Here is a 25,702-nt window from a genome sequence, read left to right on the forward strand (position 1 = left end):
CGCTTAGCGATCCCTATCCAGATCGGTCTTGTCACGCTCATCGCGCGGGCGCATGTCCTCGTCGGCCGTGCGCCGTAGCCGACGGCGCGGTGGCTTGACCCGAACGGTTTGCACCAGGTTCGCGCGGGTCTGCGCGATTTCCAGCACGTATTTGCCCACCTTGAGCTTGGTGCCGGGCTGGGGGATGGTCTCCAGGTGTTCGGTGATCAGCCCGTTCATGGTCTTGGGCCCGTCCACCGGCAGCTTCCAGCCCATGGCGCGGTTGAGCGCGCGCAGGGTGACCGTGCCATCCACCAGATAGCTGTCGTCGCCGTCCATATAGACGTTTTTCACGCGCGTGGCGGGGTCGGTGGTGAATTCGCCCACGATCTCTTCGAGAATGTCCTCGAGCGTGACCAGGCCCTGGATATCGCCGTACTCGTCCACCACGAAACCGATGCGACGCTGCTGGTTCTGGAAGTTGAGCAGCTGCTGGTTGAGCGGCGTGCCTTCGGGCACGAAGTACGGCTCGCGGGCGAGGCCGAGCAGCGCGTCCTTGTCGAGATTGTCTTCGGAGATCAGTGCCAGCACCCGGCGCATATGCACGATACCGGCGAGTTCGTCGATGGAACCGTCGAAGATCGGCAGCCGCGTATGCTGATTGTGAACGAGCTGTTCGAGGATATCGGACCAGGACTTGCTGATATCGATGCCCACGATCTCGTTACGCGGGACCATGATGTCCTCGACCGTGGCATTTTCCATATCCAGAATCGACAACAGCATCTGCTGATGTCGGCGCGGAATCATCGCCCCGGCTTCGGTGACCACGGTGCGCAGTTCCTCGGAAGACAGCGAATGGGCGGCCGCATCGTCGGCCGATACTCCGAACAGGCGCAGCAGGCCGTTGCCGGCCCAGTTGATGACCATGACCACCGGCCAGGCTATGCGCAGCAGCGGCGCATACACATAGGAGGCCGGATAGGCCACGCGCTCGGGGTGCAGGGCCGCCAGCGTTTTCGGGGTGACCTCGGAAAAGATCAGCACGAACACGGTCAGCGTAACCGTGGCCACGAGCACGCCGACATTGCCGAACAGGCGAATACCGATCACCGTGGCCACGGCCGAGGCCGCGATATTGACCAGGTTGTTGCCCAACAGGATCAAACCGATCAGCCGGTCGGGGCGATCCAGCAGATGGGCCGCGCGCGATGCACCGCCATGACCGGTCTTGGCCAGGTGCTTCATGCGGTAGCGGTTGAGCGTCATCAACCCGGTTTCCGAGCCCGAAAAGAAGGCGGATAACACGAGCATCAACAGCAATATGCCGAACAGAACCGGCAGCGAGATGGCGTCCAAGAAGTCAGCCCTGAATCAAATGAGTACGCGTCGAGTATCTAGACTATCGGCACGTTGGCCGCGCGTTACCAATGTTCGCCTAGAATCAGCTCCAGCACCAACTTGCTGCCGAAGTAGGCGAGCACGAGCAGTACATAACCGGCCAGCGCGCCGCGCACCGCCAGCCGGCCACGCCAGCCATAGCGCCAGCGCCCGTAGAGCAGCACCGCAAAGAAGACCCAGGCGAACAGCGACAGCACGGTCTTGTGGACCAGATGCTGGGCAAACAGGTCGTCGATGAACAGCGCGCCGGTGGCAATCGCCAGACTCAACAGGAAAAAACCCGCGCCGATCAGCCGGAACAGCAGCGTTTCCATGGTCTGGAGTGCGGGCAGGCGGGTGAACATCCCCGCCGGTGGCCGACGTCTGAGCTGACGATGCTGCAAGGCGAGCACGATGGCCTGTACCGCGCTTAGCGTGAGCAGGCCGTAGGCGAGGATCGATAGCAGGATATGTAGTTGCAGCGGCCAGGCCAGGGCTTCGGTTGCACTGTGGGAATCGGGTACGAGCAGCGCAGCAATCGCGCACAGGCCGGCGAACGGATAGATCACAAGCCCCAGCGCGCCGACCGATTCGCGCAACGAAAACAGCCACAGCAGCAAGGCCGCCTGCCAGGCGAACAGGGATAGCGCGGTACCCAGGCCGATGACCAGCATGCCCGAATGCAGGCTCAGATGAACCAGCGAGCCGATCTGGGCAGCCAGCGCCAGCCCGGCCACGGCGGTGACGTGCCAGTACGGCGCGCCCTGCGCCAGATGGCGCCATACCGCGGCAGCGGCGCCGGCATAGAGCAGCGCTGCGAGCAGCACTTCGATTACGACCAGTGCCATTTAAACCAAGAGGGACTCGAAAGCCATGTGGACCATTGTGCCGTATTTCTCGTCTCGGGCGAGCCGCGATCGTGCGGCTATCGAATGCAGCGAGCGCCTGCGACGTTATACTGGGCGCCTTCATGGTTCCATCGATCGAGCGCGTGCATGTTCGACAGTCTGAGTGATCGGCTCAATCGCAGTTTTCAGACCATCCGCGGCCGCGGCCGGCTGACCGAAGACAACATTAAGGCCACCCTGCGTGAAGTACGCATGGCGTTGCTCGAGGCCGACGTGGCGCTGCCGGTGGTCAAGCAGTTCGTCGACGATATTCGGGCCCGCGCGGTGGGCAACGAGGTGATGACCAGCCTCACGCCCGGCCAGGCGCTCATCAAGATCGTCAAGGACGAGCTCACGTCGCTGCTCGGCGAGGCCAACGAAAGTCTCGACCTGCGCGTCAAACCGCCGGCGGTGGTCCTCATGGCCGGCCTTCAGGGCGCCGGCAAGACCACCTCCACCGGCAAGCTCGCGCGCTATCTCAAGCAGCGCGAGAAAAAGTCCGTGCTGGTTGTCTCCACCGACGTGTATCGCCCGGCGGCCATCGATCAACTCGCGCGGGTCGCAAGCGATGTGGGCGTGGATTTTCATCCGAGCCAGTCGAGCGACAAGCCGATCAAGATCGCGCAATCGGCGATGGAGGCGGCACGCAAGGGCTTTTACGACGTGCTGATCGTGGATACCGCCGGCCGGCTGGGTATCGACGACAAGATGATGGCCGAGATCAGTGGCCTCAACGACGCGCTCAAGCCCGCTGAAACGCTGTTCGTGGTCGATGCCATGACCGGCCAGGACGCCGCCAACACGGCCAAGGCCTTCGGCGACGCGCTGCCGCTGACCGGCGTGGTGCTTACCAAGGTCGATGGTGACGCCCGTGGTGGTGCCGCACTGTCGGTACGCCAGATCACCGGCAAGCCGATCAAGTTCCTGGGCGTGGGCGAAAAGCTCGAAGCGCTCGAGCCGTTTCATCCGGACCGTGTGGCCTCGCGCATTCTCGGTATGGGCGACGTGCTGTCGCTGGTCGAGGAAGCCGAGCAGAAGGTCGATCGCCAGAAGGCCGAAAAACTCGCCAAGAAGCTCCAGAAGGGCAAGGGCTTCGATCTCAACGATCTGGCCGACCAGCTGCGTCAGATGCAGGAAATGGGCGGCCTCGGCGCGCTCATGGAAAAACTGCCGGGTGGGGCGCAGATGCCCAAGGGCATGGCCGCGGCCGCCGACGATACCCAGGTCAAGCGCATGCTGGCCATCGTCGACTCCATGACCGCCCAGGAGCGTGCCTTTCCCGACGTGATCAAGGCCTCGCGCAAGCGCCGCATCGCCAACGGCTCGGGCACGCAGGTACAGGACATCAACCGCTTGCTCAAACAGCATCTGCAAATGCGCAAGATGATGAAGAAGTTCAAGGGCGGCGGCATGAAGAAGATGATGCGTGCCATGCAGGGCATGGGCGGCGGCGGTGGTGGCATGCCGCCCGGCATGGGTGGTGGCGGCAGTCTGCCGCCGGGCATGGGGCGTTAGCGCGCACCGGCTTGCACCGGTTCGGTCGAATTGCCGTATCGGTGCTTTCCTTTTTCAGTGATTGGCGTACAATGCGCGATCTTTGTACGGGCGCAAGCGACGATTTCGGTCGCGCTCTGTGACACCGTTCATTCATATCAACGGCATACAAACAGCTATGGTCAAAATTCGGCTGCAGCGCGGTGGCGCTAAGAAGCGTCCCTTCTATCACATCGTAGTGACCGACATGCGCAACGGGCGCGACGGGCGCTATATCGAACGCCTGGGTTTCTTCAACCCGGTCGCGATCGGTGGCGAAGTGCCGCTGCGTCTCGATATCGAGCGGATCGAATACTGGAAGGGCCATGGTGCACAGCTTTCCGAGCGTGTGACCAACCTGGTCAAGAGCTTCAACCGTCATGGCGAAGGTCAGGCTCCGGCCCGTGCCGCGCCGCCGGTGAGCAAGGCCAAGGAAGCCCCGAATCAGACCGTGCCGGCCGGCGCGACGGGCGATCAGTCCGCCGATGCCGCCCCGCAGGCCGACGAAAGCCAGGCCGGCGCCACGGAATAACAGCGCGCGCCTGCTGGCATGGCGGATCGACCGGTCGTTCTTGGCCATGTAAGCGGGCTTTTCGGCGTCAAGGGTTGGGTCAAGGTTTATTCCTACACCCGCCCGGCCGTTAATCTGTTCGAATACGATACGTGGCTGATAGGCCGCCAGGACGATACCTGGCGGCCTTTTCGCGTTCTGGACGCACGCGAGCAGGGCAAGACACTCGTGGCCCAGCTGGCCAGCGACGGCGCGCCCTTGCCCGATCGGGATGCCGCCGCCGAACTCATCGATCTGCAGATCGCGGTCGAACGCGATCAGTTGCCCGAGCCCGATGACGACGAATACTACTGGTTCGATTTGATCGGCCTGGATGTGGTCAATCGTGACGGCGCGCCGCTGGGCCGCGTGAAAGCGATGATGGAAACCGGCGCCAACGATGTACTCGTGCTCAAGGGCGATCGCGAGCGCCTCGTGCCGTTCGTGGTCGGCGAAATCATCGACGAGGTCGATCTCGAAGCGGGGCGGATCGTTGCCGACTGGGACCCCGACTTCTAGACGTGCGTATCGACGTCGTTACGCTGTTCCCGGAATGGGTCAGCCAGCTCGAACAGTTCGGTGTGGTCGGGCGCGGGCTGCGCGAATCACGCCTGGAACTGGCCTGCTGGAATCCGCGCGAGGCGGCCGATAACGCCAGCGGCCGGGTCGACGATCGCCCCTATGGCGGCGGCCCGGGCATGGTCATGCAGGCCCCACCGCTGGCGGCGACGCTCGAACGCGTGCGCGCTGCACGCAACGACAGCGTACCGGTGATCATGCCTTCGCCGCAGGGTGCGCCTTTCGATCAGGCACGGGCACAGCAGTTGGCCGAAGGCTCGGGGTTCGTGCTCGTTTGCGGGCGTTATGAAGGCATCGACCAGCGTTTTGTCGATGCCTATGTGGATATGGAACTGTCGGTGGGGGATGTCGTGCTCTCCGGCGGTGAACTGCCGGCGATGATGATCATCGACGCGGTGGCGCGGCTGTTGTCCGGCGTGCTCGGCGATAGTCGCTCGGCCACCCAGGATTCGTTCATGAACGGGCTGCTGGATCATCCGCATTACACGCGGCCGCCGACATTTGCCGGCCGGGACGTGCCCGAGGTGCTGCTCGGCGGTGATCATGCCCGGATCGCGCGCTGGCGTGAAAAACAGGCCCTGGGCGCGACCTGGCGACGGCGCCCCGATCTGCTCGCGCGCTGCACGCTCAGCGACGAACAAAAAGCGCTGCTGGAGGCGTATATCGCCGAGCAGGCGGATGTATCCGGGCCCGCGGACGGGTCATACGACTAGAAATTGACGAAAAACCTCGCCACGGGTGGCGAAAAACGCGACGAGTTCCGGTATACTGCCGCGTCTTTCAACGCCCCCGTGGCCTTCAAGAACGCTACTAGAGACTGACCATGAGCAACATCATCGACGAACTGGAAGCCGAGCAGCAGAGCGGCAAGAATATTCCGGATTTCTCGGCCGGCGATATGGTGGTCGTGCAGGTGCGCGTGAAGGAAGGCGAGCGCGAACGTCTGCAGGCCTTCGAAGGCATCGTCATTGCCAAGCGCAACCGTGGCCTGAATTCGGCCTTCACGGTACGCAAGGTATCGCATGGCGAAGGCGTGGAGCGTGTGTTCCAGACCTTTTCGCCGAACGTGGCCGAAATCAAGGTGCTGCGTCGTGGCGACGTGCGTCGCGCCAAGCTCTACTACCTGCGCGAGCGCAGCGGCAAGTCGGCCCGTATCAAGGAAAAGCTGTAAACGCTTTTCCCGGCCGCCATGCAGCCTGATGCATGGCCGCAAAGAAAACGGCGCCCGAGAGGCGCCGTTTTTGTATTGGGCGGCGATTAATCGGTTGCGCGATTCGGTATGACACGCCGCTGGCTGAACGCAAGCCAGCAGGTGGTTCGCCAATGAACGCGAAGCCACGCGAATAAGGCAAAGACGGCTTGCGCCAAGGCCGACCGGGCTGGTGCGCACGCAGCACGCTAAACCCCCCGCAGACGCCGGACGACGTGTGCGCAGTTCGGTAATCGACCGCGTGGTGGCTTCGTTCTTCAAGCGCAACCACAGATTGCGCAGATTACACAGATGAGCGCGCGGCACCTGCGCGATGCGACAGCGACCGATCACGGTTTCCGTTCTTCGATCTGCGTGATCCGCGTCGATCTGCGGACTGTGCCTTACCGCGAGTGCCACCCAAGCCAAAGCGCCGCTGCGGTCGATCGCCCATCACGGCGAAATCAATATATCTGCGTAATCGCCGTAATCTGCGGATAAATGGTTTTACAGAACCCGGCGTGCAGCACGCTAAAGATAATTGCAGGCCGGGCGCGGCTGTGCGCGAATTGCGGTAGTCGACCGTCTGATGGCTTTGTTCTTCAAGAGCAACCGCAGATTACACAGATGAAAAAGCGCGGCAGCTCTGCGACGCGACAGCGACCGATCACGGTTTCCGTTCTTCGATCTGCGTGATCTGCGTCGATCTGCGGACTGTGCCTTACCGCGAGTGCCACCCAAGCCAAGGCGCCGATGCGGTCGATCTCCCATCACGCCGAAATCAACACATCTGCGTAATCGGCCTAATCTGCGGATAAATCGCTTCTTGCATACGGGCGAAACGTCGCTGGTTCTCAAGCAAGCAGGTCGTTAGCCAATGAACGCGAAAATACAAGTCGGCCGCTGGCCGGGTGAGCTCATGTTCAGGCAGGATGCTGAACCTGGCCGATAATCAAGCGCGGGTTTAAAAGCGCTGTCGTCAGGGCAGCTGGCGGACCACGCCGACCAGGCGTTGTTGCCAGAAGTCGTCGTCGGTATCGAATAGCGCCACGCCGCTACTTCCACCAAAACCGGGATTGGCCATGAGCATCTCGCCGGCCTGGGTATACAGGCCGACGACCAGCCGGTCGCCGCCCTGACTATCCTCGACCCGGTAGAACAGCAGGTCGGCCGGCTGAGCTTCGACCAGTTCGATGGGTTTGCCCGTATCCAGCTGGGCCTGAAGATCGCGGGGCAGGGCCGCACCCACGCTGCGATAGGCCGCATAGACCAGGCCGCTGTCGTCATAGGCTTGTGGGCCTGCCGCACCAGCCTGATAGGGACTGCCGAGCATCTGCAGGGCGGCATCGGCCACTGCCGTACGTGTCGCGGTGGTGGGCGGGATATCCTGCTCGCTACCGCGCGGCGCGCTGCTGCAGCCCGCCAGGGCCAGTAGCAGCGCCACTACGAGGATCGGGCAGTAGGCGCGTAACGCAGTCGCCATGCGAATCGAAGCTGTCATGGCCTTCATCATGCCTCAACCACGACCCGCCCGACCAGCCGGTACGCATCGTGGCCGATACGATGGCTCATACCTCGCGGTGCGCGACCTGGCTTTCCAGATGGGCTTCGCGGGCGTTGTCGTCTTCGCTGAGCGCGTCGAGATATTTTTCGGCATCGAGTGCGGCCATGCAGCCGGTGCCCGCCGAGGTAATGGCCTGTCGATAGACATGATCCATCACGTCGCCGGCCGCGAATACGCCGGGTTTGCTGGTGGCCGTGGCATTGCCCTGTGTGCCGCTCTGGACCTTGATATAGCCGCCGGCCATATCCAGCTGGCCTTCGAAGATATCGGTATTGGGCTTGTGGCCGATGGCGATGAAGATACCATCGACATCGAGCTGTTGCGTCTCGCCAGTTTCGCGGTGTTTGATCCGCCCGCCGGTCACGCCCATTTCGTCGCCGAGCACTTCATCGAGCTCGTGATCCCAGACGATCGAGACATTGCCGTTGGCGACCTTGTCGAAGAGTTTGTCGGCCAGAATCTTTTCGCCGCGGAACTTGTCGCGCCGATGCACGACCGTGACATGGGCGGCGATATTGGACAGATACAGGGCTTCTTCGAGCGCGGTATTGCCGCCGCCGATCACTGCGACGTTCTTGTTGCGATAGAAAAAGCCATCGCAGGTTGCGCAGGCGGAAATGCCCTTGCCCATGAACGCGGTTTCCGATTCCAGACCCAGGTAACGGGCGGTCGCGCCGGTAGCGATGATCAGTGCGTCGCAGGTATAGATGCCACGATCGCCTTCCAGCCGGTAGGGCGGCTTCGACAGGTCGGTGGTGTGGATATGGTCGAACACGATCTCGGTATCGAAGCGCTTGGCGTGTTCTTCCATGCGCTGCATCAGCCCCGGGCCCTGCAGGCCTTCGACATCGCCGGGCCAGTTGTCCACATCGGTGGTGGTCATGAGCTGGCCACCCTGTTCCATGCCGGTCAGCAGCACGGGCTTGAGATTGGCGCGCGCGGCATAGACCGCAGCGGTATAGCCGGCAGGCCCGGAACCGAGAATGATCAGCCGGTGGTGGATGACGGGTTTGCTGTCGTCTTTGCTCATGGTTGATCCTGGCGCAGAATTAGCGATCTAGATGCGTGTTCATGCGGTGTCGCGACGCCGAATTCAAGTCGCGAAGGGCAGTGCGAGCGGCTACACTGCCACGCGTCGCACGCGTTTGCATCCATCACGCTTGTCTATCGACCGGCCCGTCCTCGGGTCCCGCGTTGATCCTACGGAGTTGTCGTGGCCAAGAAACCCTCGCTCATTCGTCGTCTTTTTCGTGGTATCTGGCGCACGATCCTGCTGTTTTATGCACTGCTGTTGATCGTGACCCTGGTGCTCGTACCGGTGGGCGTGTATTTCGCGTTTTTCAGTACCCCGAATGTCACCGTGGAGCAGGATACGGCCCTGGTCTGGACGCCCAGCGGCGAGCTGGTCGAGCAGCGCAATCACGGCGTGGGTTCGTTGCTCGGTGCGGCGGTTTCGCAGCCGCAGCCGCAATCGGTGGTGCGCGATCTGATCGAATCGCTGGATCGCGCGGCCGCCGATAGCCGTATCAAGCTGGCATTCTTGAAGCTCGACGAACTGGTGAGCGCCCAACCCGGTCAGTTACAGGATCTGATCGCCGCGATCGATCGCTTCAAGCGTTCCGGCAAGCCGGTCTATGCCTGGTCGCCGGCCTACAATCAGGCCCAGTACGCATTGGCCAGCCATGCCGATACGATCTACCTGGACCCGCTGGGCTATGTGTTGCTCCCCGGCTACGGCGTGTATCGCAACTACTACAAGGACGCCATCGACAAGCTCGGTATCGAGGTCAATGTGTTCCGGGTGGGCGAATACAAGTCCTATGTCGAGCCTTATACCCGCAACGACATGTCGCCGCAGGCCCGCGCGGCCAACCAGGCCTGGATGAATTCGCTCTGGCAGACCTATCGCGACGAGGTCAGTGCCGATCGCGATTTCGCCGCCGAGGATATCGACCGCTATACCGAGACCTATGCCGATGCGCTGGTCAGTGCCGGCGGGGATGCCGCGGCCGTGGCGCGCGATGCCGGTCTGGTCGACACGGTGGCGCCGCTAGCGGATATACGTGCCCAGGTCAGCGAACAGGTGGGCGTGGACAATACCCACGGCAGCTTTCGCCAGATTCACTATGTGGATTATCTGGGCGCGACCGATGCCGACGAGTCGAAACCGGCGACCGAAAGCCGGATCGCGGTGGTGGTCGTGGAAGGCGCAATCGTCGACGGCGAAAGCGTACCGGGTTCGGCCGGCGGCGATACCGTGGCACGTTTGATTGCCGATGCACGGCGCGACGATCATGTCGCGGCGCTGTTGCTGCGCGTGAATTCGCCCGGCGGCTCGGTGACCGCCTCCGAGCAGATCCGCCGCGAAGTACAGCTCACCCGCGAGGCCGGCAAGCCGGTGGTGGTTTCCATGGCCGGGATGGCCGCGTCCGGTGGCTACTGGATTTCCATGAACGCCGATCAGATCTGGGCCGAGCCGGCCACGATCACCGGCTCGATTGGCATCTTCGGCATCGTGCCGACCTTTGCCAAACCGCTCAACGATCTGGGCATCCATACCGACGGCATTGGCACCACGTCCTTGTCCGGCGCGCTGCGTCTCGATCAGCCGCTGTCCGAGCCGGTCAAGGCAATGCTGCAGGCCGGTGTGGAGCACGGTTACGATGAGTTCGTCTCGCGGGTCGCGCAAGCGCGCGACATGCAGCCCGAGGCGGTGCGCAAGATCGCCCAGGGCCGGGTCTGGAGCGGCATTGACGCCGAGCGCATCGGCCTGGTCGACAAACTGGGTGGCTATCTCGACGCCGAACAGGCCACCGCCAAACTCGCCGGCCTGGGAGCCGGGGACTATACGTTGCAGCCCATGCAGCCGCCTTCGGACTGGCGTGCGGCGATCCGGGAATTTCTGAGTTCGAACGTGCAATCCGCCGTCGTGCCAGCGTGGCTGTCCAAGGTCACCGATGCATCGGCACTCGATTGGCTGCGTACGGGACTCAACGACCCGCGGCATCTGTATGCGCATTGTTTCTGTGCGATCGACAACGGTGCACCGCCCGCATCACAGGTCTCGCTACCTCAAAAACGTGTGGAGTGAAGCATGGGATTACTCGTCGAAGGCCAGTGGAAGAACCAGTGGTACGACACCGAATCCACCGGCGGCAAGTTCGTTCGCGAATCGGCCGGTTTCCGTGACTGGGTGAGTGCCGATCCGGATTCGCGCTTTACCGCCGAAGCCGGACGCTATCATCTGTATGTGTCGCTGGCCTGCCCCTGGGCGCACCGCACCCTGATCCTGCGCAAGCTCAAGGGCCTGGAAGGCGCGATCGGCGTATCCATCGTGGACCCGTACATGGGCGAGTGGGGATGGAGCTTCTCCGATGCCCCGGGCACGATTGCCGATCCGCTCTACGGCCTGGATCATCTGTTCGAGCTGTATCAGAAAGCTGCCAGCAGCTATACCGGACGCGTGACCACGCCCACGCTGTGGGATCGTCAGCACGAAACCATCGTCTCCAACGAGTCGGCGGATATCGTGCGCATGTTCAACAGCGCTTTCGACGCCGTGGCCGAGCACCCCGAGCGCGATTACTACCCGAGTGAGTTGCGCAGCGAAATCGATGCCGTCAACGAGCGGGTCTACCACGACGTGAACAACGGCGTGTACAAGGCCGGTTTTGCCACCACCCAGCAGGCCTACGAGCAGGCCTTCGAAAAGCTCTTTGCCACGCTCGACTGGCTCGATGCACGCCTGGCCGAGCAGCGCTATCTCGCAGGCAGCCGGATCACCGAGGCCGACTGGCGTCTGTTCGTGACGCTGGTGCGCTTTGATGCGGTTTATGTCGGCCACTTCAAATGCAATCTGCGCCGCATCGCCGACTACCCGAACCTGTCCGGCTATCTACGCGAACTCTATCAGGTGCCCGGCATCGCCGAGACCACCAACTTCGACCATATCAAGCAGCACTATTACCGCAGCCATCCCACGATCAACCCCACCGGGATCGTGCCGGTCGGCCCGGAGCTGGATCTGTATGCCCCGCACGGCCGTGCCGCGACCGCGGCTGCGTCATAGGTCCAGATCCGAAAGCGGTACGAAGGGCATGTTTTCGGCGAAGCCGCTATCGCCGGTGGCTTCCCAGGCGTCGCATTCGGCCTTGATGTCGAGAATGCGCTCGAAGATCGAGTCGAATAGCGCGATCATCTCTGGGTCGAAATGCCGCCCGGCTTCGCCGAGCATGGTGTCGCGGGCGCGTTCGACCGGCCAGGCCGCCTTGTAGGGACGCGTTGTCGTCAGCGCGTCGAATACGTCGGCGATCGCGGTCAAGCGTGCCGGTATCGAGATCTGTTCGCCTGCCAGGCCGTCCGGATAGCCGTTGCCATCCCATTTTTCGTGGTGATGCAGCGCGATTTCGGCGGCCATTTTAAAGCCGGGCGCGCGGCTTTTCGCGAGGATGTCGTGACCGATACGCGTATGGGTCTGCATGATCCGCCATTCCTCGGCGTCGAGCTTGCCGGGCTTGCGCAGGATCGTGTCGGGGATGCCGATCTTGCCGGTGTCGTGCAGCGGCGCGGCGAGTTCGATCAGATGCACCTGTTCCGTGCTCAAGCCATAGGCGCGAGCCAGTTCGGTTAGGCCATGCGCCAGATATGCACGCCGGTGTCGGTATCGTTGTAATGCCCGGCGTGGCCGAGCATGTTGAGCGCGTCGCGATAGCTTTGATCGAGTCGCGTGGCCTGTACTAATGATAGATGTGTACGTACGCGTGCGCGCACGATCGGCGCCGATACCGGCTTGACGATGTAGTCCACCGCACCGGCGGCGAAGCCTTCGGCCTCGTTGCCGATATCGGCCATGCTGGTGACGAAGATCACCGGAATCGCGGCGGTGTCGGCGTCGCTTTTCAGACGCCGGCAGACTTCGTAGCCGTTCAGATCCGGCATCTGGATATCGAGCAGGATGAGCGCCGGGCTGTGTTTGCGAGCCGCGGCAAGGGCGTTCTCGCCGCTGCGCGCGAACACCAGCCGGCGTTCGCCCGCCAGAATCTGACGCAGGGCGGCCAGGTTTTCCGGTTCGTCGTCGACAATGAGAATCGGCTGCATAAGCGTTAGTTGTCGTCGATCGAAATGCCGAGTTCGTGCGCGAGTTCGGCGGTGCGTTGTCGCCCGCCGTCGAAGTCGAATGCTTCCAGCGCCGCGGTCAGCGGTGCCAGCCGCTCGGGCGACAGATGCATGCGCAAGCGTTGAATGATCGGTTCCACCGCATCCGGATCATCGGTATCGAACGCGCTATGCGCCTGCTGCAACAGGCTCGCCAGAGACTCACTCGAATCCGCAGGCGCCGGTTGGGGGGCGCTGTTTGCTGACGTGTGCGCATACCGTTCTATCGAGCGACGCGCCTGTCGCAAGGCCCGTGCGAGCGCGCGCAGATGTCGCGTGCGCACATGCTGGTCCTTGGCGGCCCCGGATTCGATGCGTCCGGCCGCGTCGGCGACCTCCACGAGCGCCAGATTGGCGGCGACGCCCTTGAGCCTGTGCGCGCGCGCTCGTACCTCGGTAATATCGGCGGCCTGTTGAAGCTCGCGTGCGGCCTCGCCGTGTTCACGTAGAAAGCGCAACAGATACTGTCGATAGACGGCCGTGTCACGCCAGGTGGCCAGCCCACGGGCGATATCCAGGCCGGGTAGAGCCTCGGCCGTTGGCGCCTGGGCCGCGCTCGTTTCGGGCATCTCGGCCCGGGTCAGGCGCTGGAGTACCCGAAACAGCTGGGCCGGATCGAGCGGCTTGGGCAGGTATTCGGCGAACCGGGCCCGCGGGGCATCGCTGCTGCGCGCAAGCAAGGCGTCGGCGGTTAGCGCCACGATCGGCAAATCCTGGCAGCCGTCGAGTGCATGGATTCGCCGGGTGGCCTCGACACCGTCCATATTCGGCATCTGTATATCCATGAGTACCACGTCGGCCTCGCCAATATGCGCGCTGACCCAATCCACGGCCTCGCGGCCGTCTTCGGCGAGCCAGACCCGCGCGCCTTCTTCGACGAGCAGGCGCTGGGCCACTTCACGGTTGATATCACTGTCGTCGACAATGAGTACGCGCACGCCGTCCAGGCTTTGTCCCTCATCGCTTCTGGCCTGTGTTTTGCCGGCGCCGCTGAGACTCGGCGCCAGTGCATCGTGCAGCGAGGACGGTGTCACGGGCTTTGCCAACACCGCGTCGGCGAGATCGCTCGCCGGCTCGGCGATCAGGTCGGCGCGCGAGGCGGCCGTGATCATGATCACGATCGGCCGATTGGGATCATCGGCCGGATAGCGTTCACGCAACGTCTTGAGTACGGCGATGCCGTCCATGTCCGGCATCTGCCAATCGAGCAGAATCGCGCGGCGGCGCCTGGGGGAATCGTTGCGCGCGGCTTGCAAATGCGCCAGCACGGCGGCCCCGGTTTTGAAAGTCTGGCATGAAAAACCAATGCTTCCGACAGTATGGGACAGCGCTTCCAGGGCGAGTTCGTTATCGTCGACGATCATTACGTCCAATTCGTTCGCGCCCAATCCCGCCGGCGCCGGATCGCGGTCGAGCACGAGTTCGAACCAGAACTCGCTACCCTGACCGGGCGCGCTTTCGAGTCGTAGCGATCCGCCCATCAACTCGACCAGTCGGCGCGAAATCGCCAGCCCCAGGCCGGTGCCGCCGAAGCGGCGGGTCGTCGACGTGTCGGCTTGGGTGAACTCGGCAAAGATTTCGGCCTGCTTGTCGGCCGGGATACCAATTCCGCTGTCGCGCACGGCGAATCGCAGTCGGGTGTGGTCGTCTTCGATTTCCAGCGGCGTGATGCGTACATCGACGAAGCCTTCGTCGGTGAACTTGATGGCGTTGCTGGCGAGGTTGATCAGTATCTGCTCCAGACGCAGTCCGTCGCCACGCAACGGGTCGACACTGGGATTGGGCGGCGTGATCGCCAGTTCCAGCGGCTTGTCGCCCAGGTTGAGAGCCATGATGGTGGCGATGTTGTCCAGCAGGTCGGCGAGATAGAAACGCTCGTGCTCGAGTTCGATACGACCGGCCTCGATCTTGGAGAAGTCGAGGATGTCGTTGATCAGGTTCTGTAGCGAGCCGGTTGCACGCTTCATCTTGAGCGCGAGCTGGCGCATGTTCTGGGTCGGCGCATGGCGCTCGATCAGATGGCTCAGGCCGGCGATCGCGTTCATCGGCGTACGGATTTCGTGGCTCATATTGGCCACGAACGCCGTCTTGGCGCTGTTGGCTGATTCCGCCGTGCGGGCACGGCTGCCCAGTTGCCTGTTCAGGCGGGCGATGGTGGCCTGAGAACGCGCGACCGACCATGCAATGAGCAGTGCGAGTACAAAGGCGGCAACCATAACCGGTGCGGCCTGTTTCCAGATGATGTCCTGCTGGATCGCGGCGAAACGCGCCCGGGGCAGGTAGGCCAGAGCATGCCATAGATAATCGCTGCGCCCGACTACTTTCACGTCGCTGTTATTACGTAGTTCCGCGGCGGTTGCTCGAACCTCGGCCAGCGGATCGATTGTGCGCCACGACCATAATCCATCGGCAGTGAGCATGCTGCCGCTGGGTTGGGTGTGCACCGTGCGCCAGACATTGGGATACGTTTTTTGGAGCTTGGCGGCGTGGCCCAGTTCAAACCCCCATTCGTCCTGCGGTTCGGGGCCGATCAGCCAGTAGCCCTTATAGTTGGCGAGCATCAGCTCGCCGCTGCCGGTAAGGTGCGAGGCATGGAACGCATCCAGCCAGCGCTCGCCCAGGAAGTTCACCACCAGCGCCCCCTGAGGCGGCCATCGGGGTCGCGCAGCGGCAGCGCAAAGCGCATGACGGGTTTGTACGGTACTTCGATTTGCCCGTTTTCGATGTTCAGGTTCATCGGCGAGACGTAGATATCGTCGCCACCCAGTTGGCTCGTACGTTTTATATAGTCGCGGCGCGATTTATCCTGCAGTGCGTCTTCGCTGCGGCGGATGGGGACTCGGCCATTGGTATCGACGCGGATCGATTCCATGCCGCGCTGGTCGATCCAGCGGACCTGATCGACGCTGCGGTTGGTCTGGATATAGGCCGCGAAATATCGCGCGACGCGTTCGCGACGCGAGCTCGAGTCGGCGCTGAAGACTTCGGCGATACGCATCTGCTCGCGCAGAAGCAGAATATCGCCGAGCGCGTCACGTAAACGTTCGGCCAGACGCTCCGAACTCGTCGAAAGCGCTTCGCCTTGTTGGTTCACCAGTTCATCGACTACCGCGTTCATTCGGCTTTCGGCATAGATATAGCCGGCGCCGCCGATCAGTACTGCAAAGAAAAGTAACAGCACGAGAAAAATCGCAATCGGCGATTTCACGTTGATATCCCCCCGCCGCTCAATAAGATCGTTCCCGATGGCGCACTTGGCGACATTTTTCGAAAACGATTAGGTGTTGAGTATCACCACAAGGTTAGGGCGTTCGTCAAACGACTTTGGTCGGAAAAGCGCACCGTATTGCTGTCTTGAATCCGCTCGTTACGGGACATTCAGGGAATCGAGGAGATGGATTCCTGAAGCGATCTATTGGCTGCTTTCAATAACGAAGGTTTCTATCCGTAAAACTACGGTTACGCCACGCCAATTAATTCATGAACCAGCAAAAAGCGATCGGGTCACGAAACATTGTCAAAATCTTTCCCGTAGCGGCGTGCCAGGAAAGCTTCGGTCGAGCAACCGAGTACAGGCTCAAGTGCCGTATTGGCCGCTCGCGCGGGGGCGCGCCCGGGTGCGGGAGAGCGCTTCAGCGGCGTTCGCGTGCGCGATCGAGGCCTTGTTGTATGCGCACGGCGTTATTGGAAAACACCCAGTTCACGCCGCGCGCGATTTCGCGCAGGCACATGGCCGGCGTCCGAACGAAGCCGCTGCCGACCCACGCGCCGCGATGCTGGAGCGTGTCGATATGACGCGAACGCAACAGTGCAAACGGTCCGGCCAGGCCAGCGCAGTCGTTGTTAATAGCCCAGTCGTGTAGCGCGCTCAGATTGAACTTGGCCACCGGCAGGCGCGCGTGGCCAGGCAAGTCCGATACGGCCTCGAACAGCTGTGTATCCAGCGCCAGGACATGAAAATCGCGAGACGGGGTCAGCCCGCCCAGCAGATCGACAAGGCGCTGTTCGGCACGCGGCGTGCCCCGGGTCTTGATTTCGATCATCAGATGCGCGCGTGCGTGATAGCGCTCGAGCAAACTCTGCAGGTGGGGTAGTTCCGGCACGCGCCGGCGTAGTGTCTGCCACGGCGTATCGGCAACGATATCGGCGAAGCCGAATACGCGTTTCAAATCGGCATCGTGGACGACCACCGGTTCGTCGTCGCGGGTATAGCGTATGTCGAACTCGATGCCGGCTACGCCCGCCGCGACGGCCGGATCGAACGCGGCAAAGGTGTTCTCGCGCACGCGTCGGCCGTCGCGCTCGCCGCGGTGGGAAACGACCCGCGCGTGAGCCAGGGCGGCGTCATCGGGGCGCGAATGCGGCAGGCGTGCCAGCACGGCTTCGGCGGTATGGGACAATATGGCTTCGAGATGTCGATTCACAGCAGGCGGCGATCCGGGCCCGAGTATTGGCGCGAGTATAGAGCCAGTGACGGTGACTGCGTTGTATCGACGACCACAAACCTTGAGTGCTGCATGAAAAACGCGACCCGACTCGTTCATGCCGGACGTGATCCGGCGGCCCAGCAGGGCATGGTCAATCCGCCCGTCTATCACGCGTCGACGGTATTGTTCGAATCGCTGGATGCGCTCGAGCGCGCCGCGGCGAACCCGTTCGAAGGTGTGTACTACGGGCGCAACGGCACGCCCGTCCAGTTTGCCTTCGAAGCCGCGGTTGCCCAGATGGAAGGCGCCTTTGGCGCGGTCACGACCTGTTCCGGGCTGGCGGCGATCACCGTCGCCTTGATGAGCCAGGCGAGCCAGGGCGCGCATTTTCTGGTGACCGATAACGTGTACGGGCCGACGCGCAAGCTCTGCGATGGTCTGCTCGCGCGTCTGGGTGTGACGACCGAATATTTCGACCCGACGATATCCGCGGCTGAGCTCGAGTCGCGGATCGGCGCACAGACGCGCGTGGTATTTCTCGAAGCGCCGGGTTCGCTGACTTTCGAAATCAGTGACGTGCCGGCATTGGCCGATGTGGCCCATCGCCACGGTGTGACGGTCATGGCCGACAACACCTGGGCCACGCCCTTGTATTTCAATGCCCTCGAACACGGCGTGGATATCTCCATTCATGCGGCGACCAAATATCTGGTTGGCCATGCCGATGCGATGCTGGGTGTGATCAACTGCAACGAAGCCCACTACATGACGGTGCGCAAAGCCGCGGCGGGCATGGGCTACTGCGCCGGCCCGGACGATATCTATCTTGGCTTGCGGGGCCTGCGCACGCTCGGCCAGCGCCTGCCCGTGCATCAGGCCAACGCGCTCGCGCTTGCGGACTGGCTAGCCGCACAGCCCGAGGTCGCGCGCGTGCTGCATCCGGCGCGGGCTGATCATCCGCAGCACGAACTGTTCACACGCGATTTCAGTGGCGCGAGTGGTTTGTTTTCTATCGTGCTGCATCCGGTGGCCCGCGAACGACTGGCGGCGATGCTCGATCATCTCGCGCTGTTCGGCATGGGCTTTTCCTGGGGCGGCTATGAAAGCCTGATCCTGGCGGTCAATCCCGAGCGCAGCCGTAGTGCCACCCAGTGGGCGGCGGCCGGCCCGACGCTGCGTATTCATGCCGGGCTCGAAGACGTGGACGATCTCGTCGAGGATCTGGCCGCGGGTTTAAAGAGGCTGCGCGGCTAGCCGATATCGCCTAAAGAAGCGTCGCCGCCGGCGGCGCGCATATCGAGGGCGATTCGATGAACAACAAACAGTGGCTGGCGGCGGCCGGCCTGAGCGTGATGGCGTGCGGTGCGCAGGCGAGCGATTTCAGCGTGGGCGCGGTGGCGGGCACGCTCGGCCTGGGCGGTCAGGTCACCTATGCGTGGACCGAGCGTGTCCAGACGCGTGCGATGGTGGCCGGCATCAGTGCCGATGTGGATTTCGAGGCCGATGGCGGCAGCGATCTGGAATACAGCGGCAACGTGGATCTGCTGCACGGCGCGTTGCTGCTGGACTATCACCCCTTCGGCGGGGTGTTTCGCCTGACCGGCGGCGTGATGCTCAACGACGATAAGATCGACGGCAGTGCGACCTGCGAACAGCTGGCCTGCGATCTGGGCGATAACGAAAGCGTGCTCGTGCGTGGCGACCGCCTCGATGCGACGGCGCGCTACGATTCCGTATCGCCCTATATCGGCTTCGGCTGGGGCAAGTCGCCGGGCGCGGAAGGCGGGTTGGGCTTTAGTGCCGATATCGGCGTGTTCTATCTCGGCGAGCCCGATGTCGACGTACGGCTCAGTGGCGCCTCGAGCGCGAATCCGATCGCCCGCGACGCGGTCGAAGAGGAACAGGACGATATCCAGGACGACCTGGACAAGCTGCCGCTGTACCCGGTGGTGATGCTGGGCGTGGACTATCGCTTCTGATCGAAAGATCGGGCGGCGTAAAGCACTTCGTTAGAACGCCGGGATGGCGTGCTCCATCCCGGTCGTCTGCGTCTAGGGCGTGTCGTCATATCTCATGACGAAACGCCCTAGTCGGTATGCATGCGCATGGAAAAATCGGTGGCGCGCAGGTGCTTGGTCAGCCCACCGATGGAAATACGATCCACGCCCGTATCGGCGACTTCACGCACATTGCGCAAATTGATATCGCCCGAGGCCTCGATGACGATATCGCGGCGAAAGCGCCGCCGGTGGGCATCGGCCATGTTGACCGCGCGTGCGAGCACGTGACTGGCCAGGTTATCGAGTAACACGCCGTCGCAGCCGGCTTCCAGGGCCTGTTCGAGTTCTTCCAGCGTTTCGATTTCCACCTGGACGAACAGCCCGGCGGCGGTTTCGCGTGCGCGCTCGACCGCGGTTTCGATCGAACCCGCGGCCATGATGTGGTTTTCCTTGATCAGGATGGCGTCGAACAGGCCGAAGCGGTGGTTCACGCCGCCGCCGCAGCGTACTGCATAGCGCTGCGCGCTGCGCAGGCCCGGCAGGGTCTTGCGTGTATCGATGATCTGGGTGTTCGTGCCCTTGACCCGTTCCACGAATTCGAACGTGGAACTGGCCACGCCCGAAAGCAGCTGCAGAAAATTCAGTGCCGTGCGTTCACCGCTGAGCAGCGCGCGTACCGGCCCGCGGATTTCGCACACCGGCGTATTGGAGTGGATTCTTTCGCCGTCGTTGGACAGCCACTCGATTTGTACCCGCTCGTCGAGCGCCGTGAAACTGCGCTCGAACCAGGCCGCGCCGGATAGAATTGCGTTTTCGCGTACGATCACTCGCGCGCGGGCTTCCAGGCCTTCGTCGACCAGGGCTGCGTTACGATCGCCGTCGCCGATATCTTCGGCCAGCGCCGCTTTCACGACGCTTTCGATATCGTCGGGCAGAGTCAGGTCTTTTTCCGACATGGCTTATCTCGGCTGCGAATACCGGCGCGCAGTATATGCCATTCCAGGATCGGGCCGAGCCGGCGCTGCGTTCAGGTGCTCGCCAGACGCAGCCCGGCGTGGATATGACGATGGGTAGGCGGGTAGAAATTGCGAAAGCCCGGCCGGCATATCTCCGGTTCGCTGTGCACGCTCGCGCCGCGGGCCACGAAATGGCCGCCATCGAACCACGGCAGGGAATAGCCGTCGTAGGGAAATGCGCGAAAGCCCGGGTAAGGGTAGAACGCATCGTCGCACCATTCCCACACCTGTTCGACATCCGTAAGCACGCCGGCGCGGCGTGCGGCTTCCCATTCGGTTTCCCGCGGTAGCCGCGCGCCGGCATAACGGGCGTACGCACGGGCTTCGTACCAGCCGATGCCGTGCACCGGCGCATTCGCGATATCCGTACTGCCCGGCGCGAACACGAACCAGCCATTCGTCAGTGCTCGCCAATGCTGTGGATGCGCGATGCCGGCCGCTTCACGCCAGGCCCAGCCGTCGGCGTCCCACCAGTCGGCGTTCTGGTAACCGCCGGCTTCGATGAAACCCAGCCACTGGGCGTTGCTCACGCAGCGCTCGGCGATCGCGAACGTCGGCGGATAGGCGGTGAATACGGGCTGCTCGTTGTCGTAGGCATCGATGCTGGCGGTGCCGATATCCACGGCATGGGCAGCCAGCGGGGTGAAGGCGGTATCCGGTGCGGCGGCGCGCATGTCGATCGCGGCCGGGTCGCATTCGGCCAGCCCCAGCTGGGCACGCACCAGGCGCATCGTTTCCAGATGCTGGGCGTAGTGCTGGCGTAAAAAGGCGGCGAGGTAGCCGTCGGCGAGCAGCGGATGCGCCATATCCCGGGCGCGCTGCCAGCAGGTATCGTTATGTTCGGAAATCTCGGCCGCCCACGCGCGCAGGGCGTCGGCGTCGGGCAGCCGGGCACTGCGTTCGTCCTTGGCCGATATTTCGGGCACATAGAGATCGCGCCATGCATCGGTGATGCGGGCATCGCCGAATACCCGCTCGGCCAGCCAGTAGGTTTCCATGAACAGCACATGGCCCACATGCCAGAGCATGGGGCTGAGTTCGGGGTGGCTCTGGCAGCGCTGTTGAGCGGGCGTAAGGCCGTCGAGCATGGCAACGCTGGCTTGTCGCAGCTGTGCGATACGAGAGGGCGGATTGGCAGTCATAGGGATTCTCGCCGCGGCGTCTGGCCGGCTTGGGCAATGATCATTTGATCAGACTCTACGCATGTCCAGCCGCTGTGGTTGTCGAACGCTTCCGAGCCAATCGCGATGCCGCCATGCCAGTCGGCATGAAAATATAACGAGGGCGCGTCGCCGTTCACTGCCGCGCGTACCGCCACCATGCACTGGCCGTCACTGACGATCATGTTCAGCAGCGCGCGTACCTGCGGCGTGTCGGCAAGCCAGTCACGCACCTGCGTGATCACCGAACCTAGGCGTGTTTCCAGTGGGCCGGTCTGTTGGCGCAGCAGCGCGAACAGATATTCCGAATCGGTATTGCCGTTGATCGTGGTTTCGATCTCGGGCGCGACCTCGGCACGTAGACGCGCGCGCAGCGTGTGCGCGAAGCGGTCGATAAATCCGTTGTGCGTGAACAACAATGCATCGTCGTAAAACGGCTGGGTGTTGGCATAGTCGGTGCCCAGCCCGGCGGTGGCACTGCGTACGTTGGCAAGCCATAGCGGCGAGCGAAGACTGCGCCCCAGCGAGTCGAGATTGGCATCCGCCCAGATCGGCAACACCTGCCGATAGGCCGCGGGCTGGTGGTCGGCGTCGAGCCACGCCGCGCCCCAGCCGTCGGCGTTGACGGTCGCACTCACCATTTCCCGGGCCGCCCAGGATTGATGCGCCAGGCCGTGGGGTGGGTCGCAGATCAGGGTGCGCAGCGCGAGCGGCTGCAGGCCGATATAGCCGGCGATTCGGCACATCCGTACAAGTCCGAAATATTAAGGTTACCGGCCGATGATAACCTTGCGAAATCAACACGCCCAACGATCCGCTGTGCGGATGACCCGTTTATGACCATGACCCAGTCTGGCCGCCGCCTGACCAGTACCGATGTCGCGCCCGAACGCCCCCTGGCCAGTCTCGCCGACGACGTGCGCGCCGGGCTGTTGTCGCGTCCGCGCTGGTTGTCGCCGAAGTATTTCTACGACGATCGCGGCTCGGCGCTGTTCGAAGCCATTTGTGCGACGCCCGAGTATTACCCCTCACGTACCGAGGCGGCGTTGCTGGCTGCGCACGGGCGCGAAATCGTCGAATACGCTGCCCCCGATCATATGCTCGAACTGGGCAGCGGCAGTTCGCGCAAGACGCGGCATTTGCTCGATGCCTGCGACGCGCTGGGCCAGGGCTGTACCTATTGGCCTTTCGATGTCAGCGCACAGATGATGCTCGATGCCGGCGCCGAGCTGGTCGCCGATTACTCCTGGCTGTCGGTGCATGCGCTCATCGGCGACTACACGGGCGGCTTGGCCAACGTGCCGTTGCCCGAGGCCGGCCGGCGTCTGATCGTGTTTCTGGGCGGCACCCTCGGCAACTTCGAACCGCCGGCAGCCACGGCGATGCTCGAACAGATCGCAGCGCTCATGCGCGATGGCGACCGGCTGTTACTCGGTGTCGATCGGGTCAAGGATACGGCCACGCTGGAAGCCGCTTACGACGATGCCGAGGGCGTGACCGCCCAGTTCAACCGCAACGTGCTGCGCGTGCTCAATCGCGAGCTTGATGCCGATTTTCCGGTACAGGATTACAGCCACCGTGCGGTGTTCGATCGCGATATGGCTCGTATCGAGATGCGGCTTGCGGCCGATCATGCCCACCGGGTCACGCTGGCCGCCCTGGATACGGCGATCGATATCGAGGCGGGCGAGGAAATCGTCACCGAATTCAGCCACAAGTTCACCCCGGATACGCTCGCCGCGCTGTTCGAAACCGCCGGGCTGACCATCGAGCGCCACTTCGAAGCCGAAGGCGGCGCCTATTCGCTGGTGCTTGCCGGCAAGGCTAAGCCCTGAGCTGGGATGGTCGCAGACCCGGACAGTGCGCAGATTCAAGCGCTTTGCAGACGTCCACGACTTTCAGTGCGCTGACGTCTGCGCTGTGGGTGAGCTAAGCCGCGCACGAAGCGCGAGGCGGGTGAGACCCGTGGCCCAAAAATCCTGCGCAATCGGCGTAATCTGCGGATCGATGTCTTTTTGTAAAAGACATCCACGGATTGCGCAGATTGACGCAGCGCTGCGATGGTGAGCTGTCGTAACCGGTCAGGGCGGGTTTTACACTCGCCAGAGGCGAATCATCTGCGTTGAATCTGCGTTTTTCTGCCGGGTATCAGGCGTTGAGCAGATCCAGCAGCAGGGCTTTCTGAGCATGCAGACGGTTTTCGGCCTCGTCCCACACGACGCTGTTGGGCCCATCGATGACCTCGGCGCTGACTTCCTCGCCGCGATGCGCGGGTAGACAGTGCATGAACAGAGCGTCGTCCTTGGCCCAGCTCATCAACGCCTTGTTGACTTGGAAGTTGGCGAAATCGGCCAGCCGCACTTCGCGGTCGTCCTCGTCGCCCATGCTCGCCCAAACATCGGTGACCACCAGATCGGCGCCGTCGGCCGCCTGGGGCGCGTCTTCGCAGATCACCACGCGTTCGCCGCTGGCCTTGAGGATCTGTGCATTCGGGCCATAGCCTTCGGGTGTCGCGATACGCAGCTCGAAGCCGAGCAGGCGCGCGGCCAGGATATAGGAGTGGCACATGTTGTTGCCGTCACCAATCCAGGCCACGGTCTTGCCCGCGATATCGCCGCGGTGCTCCTGATAGGTCTGCAGGTCCGCGAGTAGCTGACAGGGATGAAAGCGATCGGTCAGGCCATTGATCACCGGCACGCTGGAATAGGCCGCGAAGCGTTCCAGCGTATCGTGCGAGTGGTTGCGAATCATCACCACATCGACCATGCGCGAGAGCACACGCGCTGTATCCTCGACCGGTTCGCCACGCCCGATCTGGGTATCGCCGGGCGACAGGAAGATTGCATGGCCGCCCAGCTGGGTCATGCCCGCCTCGAACGACACCCGTGTGCGCGTCGAGGCCTTTTCGAAGAGCATGCCCAGTGTGCGGCCCACGAAAGGCTGCTTTTTCAGCGGCTTGTGCTTGAGCGCGATGGCATTGTCGATAACACGGCGAATGCCGTCGGCGCCCAGGTCGTCCAGGCTGAGAAAATGGCGCAGGGTCATGGTCAGTTTGCTTGGTTGGAACGGGTTGAAGACGCATCGGGCGTAGCGATGCTTTCGATGAGATAGCACACGCCGTCGACCAGCCGCTCGACTTCGGCGGGGCCGATGATCAGCGGTGGCAACAGGCGAATGACATTGGAGGCCGTCACGTTGAGCAGAATGCCCTGTTCGCGCGCGGCGTCCACGAGATAGGCGCAGGGCTCGGCGAGTTCGATGCCGATCATAAGCCCCGCGCCGCGGATATCCTTGACATGGTCGAGGCCATCCACGCGCGCCTCGATCTGGCTGCGGATCGAATCGCCCATGGCCTGAACATGGGTGAGCAGGCCGTCGGCTTCGATGGTGTCGAGCACGGCCAGCGCGGCACGACAGGCCAGCGGGTTACCGCCGAAGGTCGAACCGTGGCTGCCGGGCCCGAACAGGGGCGTGGCCTTGCCGGCCACCAGCGACGCACCGATCGGTACGCCCCCGCCAAGCCCCTTGGCCAGGCCCATGACGTCGGGGGTGATGCCGGCAGCCTGATGGGCGAACCAGTGCCCGCTGCGGCCGACGCCGGTCTGAACCTCGTCGACCATCATCAGCCAGTCGCGTTCGTCGCAGAGTTTGCGCACGTCGGCCAGAAAGCCGGGCGGGGGCACGCGAACACCGCCTTCGCCCTGGATCGGTTCGACCAGCACGGCGGCGATATTGGCATCCTCGAGTGCGGCGATCGCATCGATATTGCCATAGGGTACGCGCACAAAGCCTTCCGGCATGGGCTCGAAGCCTTTCTGTGCGCTGGCGTTGCCGGTCGCGGCGAGTGCGGCGAGCGTACGGCCATGAAACGAATTCTCCATGACCACGACCACGGGCTTGTCGATGCCGCGCTTGTGACCATGCAGGCGGGCGAGCTTGATCGCGGCCTCGTTGGCTTCACTGCCGCTGTTGCCGAAAAACACCGCGTCCATGCCGGACAGCTCGCACAGGCGATCGGCCAGGCGGGTCTGTACCTCGATCTCGTAAAGATTCGAGGTATGCAACAGTCGGCTGGCCTGGTCGTTGATGGCTTCGACGAGGGCCGGATGGGCATGGCCGAGCGTGTTGACCGCGATGCCCGACAAGGCATCGAGATAGCGCTTGCCGTCGCTATCGAAAAGCCACGCGCCCTGGCCGCGTTCGAATGCGATGGGCTGGCGCTTGTAGGTCGGAATCAGATGCGAAATGGCCATAAGGCGTCCTGATGGAGTGGTTGTACACGGC

21 protein-coding genes and 2 pseudogenes are annotated in these 25,702 nt (G+C 62.9%); 10 read left to right on the forward strand and 13 right to left on the reverse strand.

What is annotated here, in order from left to right; genetic code table 11:
- Positions 1–3: 3 nt before the first annotated feature.
- Together T5B8_RS08125 and T5B8_RS08130 are read right to left on the reverse strand one after the other, a co-directional pair.
- Positions 4–1,338, reverse strand: a complete 1,335-nt coding sequence (locus tag T5B8_RS08125; protein ID WP_353177797.1) for an HlyC/CorC family transporter — start codon at positions 1,336–1,338, stop codon at positions 4–6.
- Between the two features lie 65 nt (positions 1,339–1,403).
- Positions 1,404–2,207, reverse strand: a complete 804-nt coding sequence (locus T5B8_RS08130; RefSeq protein WP_353177799.1) for a cytochrome C assembly family protein — start codon at positions 2,205–2,207, stop codon at positions 1,404–1,406.
- A gap of 147 nt (positions 2,208–2,354) precedes the next feature.
- On the opposite strand from T5B8_RS08130, the gene ffh reads away from it, so the two are divergent.
- From ffh to rplS, 5 genes and pseudogenes are all read left to right on the forward strand, one after another.
- On the forward strand, positions 2,355–3,761 hold the full coding sequence (gene ffh, locus T5B8_RS08135) for a signal recognition particle protein (RefSeq protein WP_353177801.1): 1,407 nt from the start codon (positions 2,355–2,357) through the stop codon (positions 3,759–3,761).
- Between the two features lie 157 nt (positions 3,762–3,918).
- Positions 3,919–4,155 (forward strand): annotated as a pseudogene (gene rpsP, locus T5B8_RS08140) (30S ribosomal protein S16); the annotation flags it as partial.
- Positions 4,156–4,329: 174 nt separating this feature from the next.
- On the forward strand, positions 4,330–4,848 hold the full coding sequence (rimM, locus tag T5B8_RS08145; protein WP_353177803.1) for a ribosome maturation factor RimM: 519 nt from the start codon (positions 4,330–4,332) through the stop codon (positions 4,846–4,848).
- A gap of 2 nt (positions 4,849–4,850) precedes the next feature.
- On the forward strand, positions 4,851–5,621 hold the full coding sequence (gene trmD / locus T5B8_RS08150) for a tRNA (guanosine(37)-N1)-methyltransferase TrmD (RefSeq protein ID WP_353177805.1): 771 nt from the start codon (positions 4,851–4,853) through the stop codon (positions 5,619–5,621).
- Positions 5,622–5,731: 110 nt separating this feature from the next.
- A complete protein-coding gene (gene rplS, locus T5B8_RS08155) occupies positions 5,732–6,079 on the forward strand; it encodes a 50S ribosomal protein L19 (protein ID WP_006914333.1) in 348 nt (115 codons plus the stop codon).
- 997 nt (positions 6,080–7,076) lie between these two features.
- On the opposite strand, the gene T5B8_RS08160 is transcribed toward rplS, so the two are convergent.
- Together T5B8_RS08160 and trxB are read right to left on the reverse strand one after the other, a co-directional pair.
- Complete coding sequence (locus T5B8_RS08160) at positions 7,077–7,598, reverse strand: C40 family peptidase (RefSeq protein WP_353177807.1); 522 nt, start codon at positions 7,596–7,598, stop codon at positions 7,077–7,079.
- A gap of 67 nt (positions 7,599–7,665) precedes the next feature.
- Positions 7,666–8,691: a thioredoxin-disulfide reductase gene (gene trxB / locus T5B8_RS08165; protein ID WP_353177809.1), complete on the reverse strand. Its 1,026-nt coding sequence runs from the start codon at positions 8,689–8,691 to the stop codon at positions 7,666–7,668.
- A 183-nt stretch (positions 8,692–8,874) separates the two neighbouring features.
- On the opposite strand from trxB, the gene sppA reads away from it, so the two are divergent.
- Both sppA and T5B8_RS08175 read left to right on the forward strand, forming a co-directional pair.
- Positions 8,875–10,752 carry a signal peptide peptidase SppA gene (gene sppA / locus T5B8_RS08170; RefSeq protein WP_353177811.1) on the forward strand — a complete coding sequence of 626 codons (1,878 nt, stop codon included), beginning with the start codon at positions 8,875–8,877 and terminating at the stop codon, positions 10,750–10,752.
- A gap of 3 nt (positions 10,753–10,755) precedes the next feature.
- Positions 10,756–11,730 (forward strand): glutathione S-transferase family protein, encoded by a 975-nt coding sequence (locus tag T5B8_RS08175; protein ID WP_353177813.1) that lies wholly within the window; start codon positions 10,756–10,758, stop codon positions 11,728–11,730.
- Here T5B8_RS08175 and T5B8_RS08180 read toward each other — a convergent pair.
- The 4 genes and pseudogenes from T5B8_RS08180 to T5B8_RS08195 all read right to left on the reverse strand — a co-directional run bounded on the left by T5B8_RS08180 (position 11,725) and on the right by T5B8_RS08195 (position 17,239).
- Positions 11,725–12,758, reverse strand: a pseudogene (locus T5B8_RS08180) (response regulator). The gene T5B8_RS08175 and the pseudogene T5B8_RS08180 overlap by 6 nt on opposite strands.
- A 5-nt stretch (positions 12,759–12,763) precedes the next feature.
- A complete protein-coding gene (locus T5B8_RS08185) occupies positions 12,764–15,448 on the reverse strand; it encodes a hybrid sensor histidine kinase/response regulator (RefSeq protein WP_353177815.1) in 2,685 nt (894 codons plus the stop codon).
- Complete coding sequence (locus T5B8_RS08190) at positions 15,442–16,023, reverse strand: PDC sensor domain-containing protein (protein ID WP_353177817.1); 582 nt, start codon at positions 16,021–16,023, stop codon at positions 15,442–15,444. Before T5B8_RS08190 ends, T5B8_RS08185 begins: the two co-directional genes overlap by 7 nt.
- A gap of 424 nt (positions 16,024–16,447) precedes the next feature.
- Complete coding sequence (locus T5B8_RS08195) at positions 16,448–17,239, reverse strand: glycerophosphodiester phosphodiesterase (RefSeq protein ID WP_353177819.1); 792 nt, start codon at positions 17,237–17,239, stop codon at positions 16,448–16,450.
- Between the two features lie 93 nt (positions 17,240–17,332).
- On the opposite strand from T5B8_RS08195, the gene metC reads away from it, so the two are divergent.
- Both metC and T5B8_RS08205 read left to right on the forward strand, forming a co-directional pair.
- Positions 17,333–18,496 carry a cystathionine beta-lyase gene (metC, locus tag T5B8_RS08200; RefSeq protein ID WP_353177821.1) on the forward strand — a complete coding sequence of 388 codons (1,164 nt, stop codon included), beginning with the start codon at positions 17,333–17,335 and terminating at the stop codon, positions 18,494–18,496.
- A 56-nt stretch (positions 18,497–18,552) separates the two neighbouring features.
- Positions 18,553–19,221: a hypothetical protein gene (locus T5B8_RS08205; protein ID WP_353177823.1), complete on the forward strand. Its 669-nt coding sequence runs from the start codon at positions 18,553–18,555 to the stop codon at positions 19,219–19,221.
- Positions 19,222–19,328: 107 nt separating this feature from the next.
- On the opposite strand, the gene nadC is transcribed toward T5B8_RS08205, so the two are convergent.
- The 3 genes from nadC to T5B8_RS08220 all read right to left on the reverse strand — a co-directional run bounded on the left by nadC (position 19,329) and on the right by T5B8_RS08220 (position 22,164).
- The gene (gene nadC / locus T5B8_RS08210) at positions 19,329–20,198 is read right to left on the reverse strand and encodes a carboxylating nicotinate-nucleotide diphosphorylase (RefSeq protein WP_353177825.1); all 870 of its coding nucleotides are present in this window, start codon (positions 20,196–20,198) and stop codon (positions 19,329–19,331) included.
- Positions 20,199–20,269: 71 nt separating this feature from the next.
- Positions 20,270–21,400: an SUMF1/EgtB/PvdO family nonheme iron enzyme gene (locus T5B8_RS08215; protein ID WP_353177827.1), complete on the reverse strand. Its 1,131-nt coding sequence runs from the start codon at positions 21,398–21,400 to the stop codon at positions 20,270–20,272.
- Positions 21,397–22,164: a class II glutamine amidotransferase gene (locus T5B8_RS08220; protein WP_353177829.1), complete on the reverse strand. Its 768-nt coding sequence runs from the start codon at positions 22,162–22,164 to the stop codon at positions 21,397–21,399. The genes T5B8_RS08215 and T5B8_RS08220 overlap by 4 nt, the downstream gene beginning before the upstream one ends.
- 96 nt (positions 22,165–22,260) lie before the next feature.
- On the opposite strand from T5B8_RS08220, the gene egtD reads away from it, so the two are divergent.
- Positions 22,261–23,253, forward strand: a complete 993-nt coding sequence (egtD, locus tag T5B8_RS08225) for an L-histidine N(alpha)-methyltransferase (RefSeq protein WP_353177831.1) — start codon at positions 22,261–22,263, stop codon at positions 23,251–23,253.
- Between the two features lie 313 nt (positions 23,254–23,566).
- On the opposite strand, the gene argF is transcribed toward egtD, so the two are convergent.
- Both argF and T5B8_RS08235 read right to left on the reverse strand, forming a co-directional pair.
- Positions 23,567–24,463, reverse strand: coding sequence for an ornithine carbamoyltransferase (argF, locus tag T5B8_RS08230; RefSeq protein ID WP_353177833.1), 897 nt, complete (start codon positions 24,461–24,463; stop codon positions 23,567–23,569).
- A gap of 2 nt (positions 24,464–24,465) precedes the next feature.
- The gene (locus T5B8_RS08235; protein WP_353177834.1) at positions 24,466–25,671 is read right to left on the reverse strand and encodes an acetylornithine transaminase; all 1,206 of its coding nucleotides are present in this window, start codon (positions 25,669–25,671) and stop codon (positions 24,466–24,468) included.
- Between the last annotated feature and the right edge of the window lie 31 nt (positions 25,672–25,702).

It is taken from the genome of Salinisphaera sp. T5B8 (assembly GCF_040361255.1).
Taxonomy (GTDB): Bacteria; Pseudomonadota; Gammaproteobacteria; order Nevskiales; family Salinisphaeraceae; genus Salinisphaera.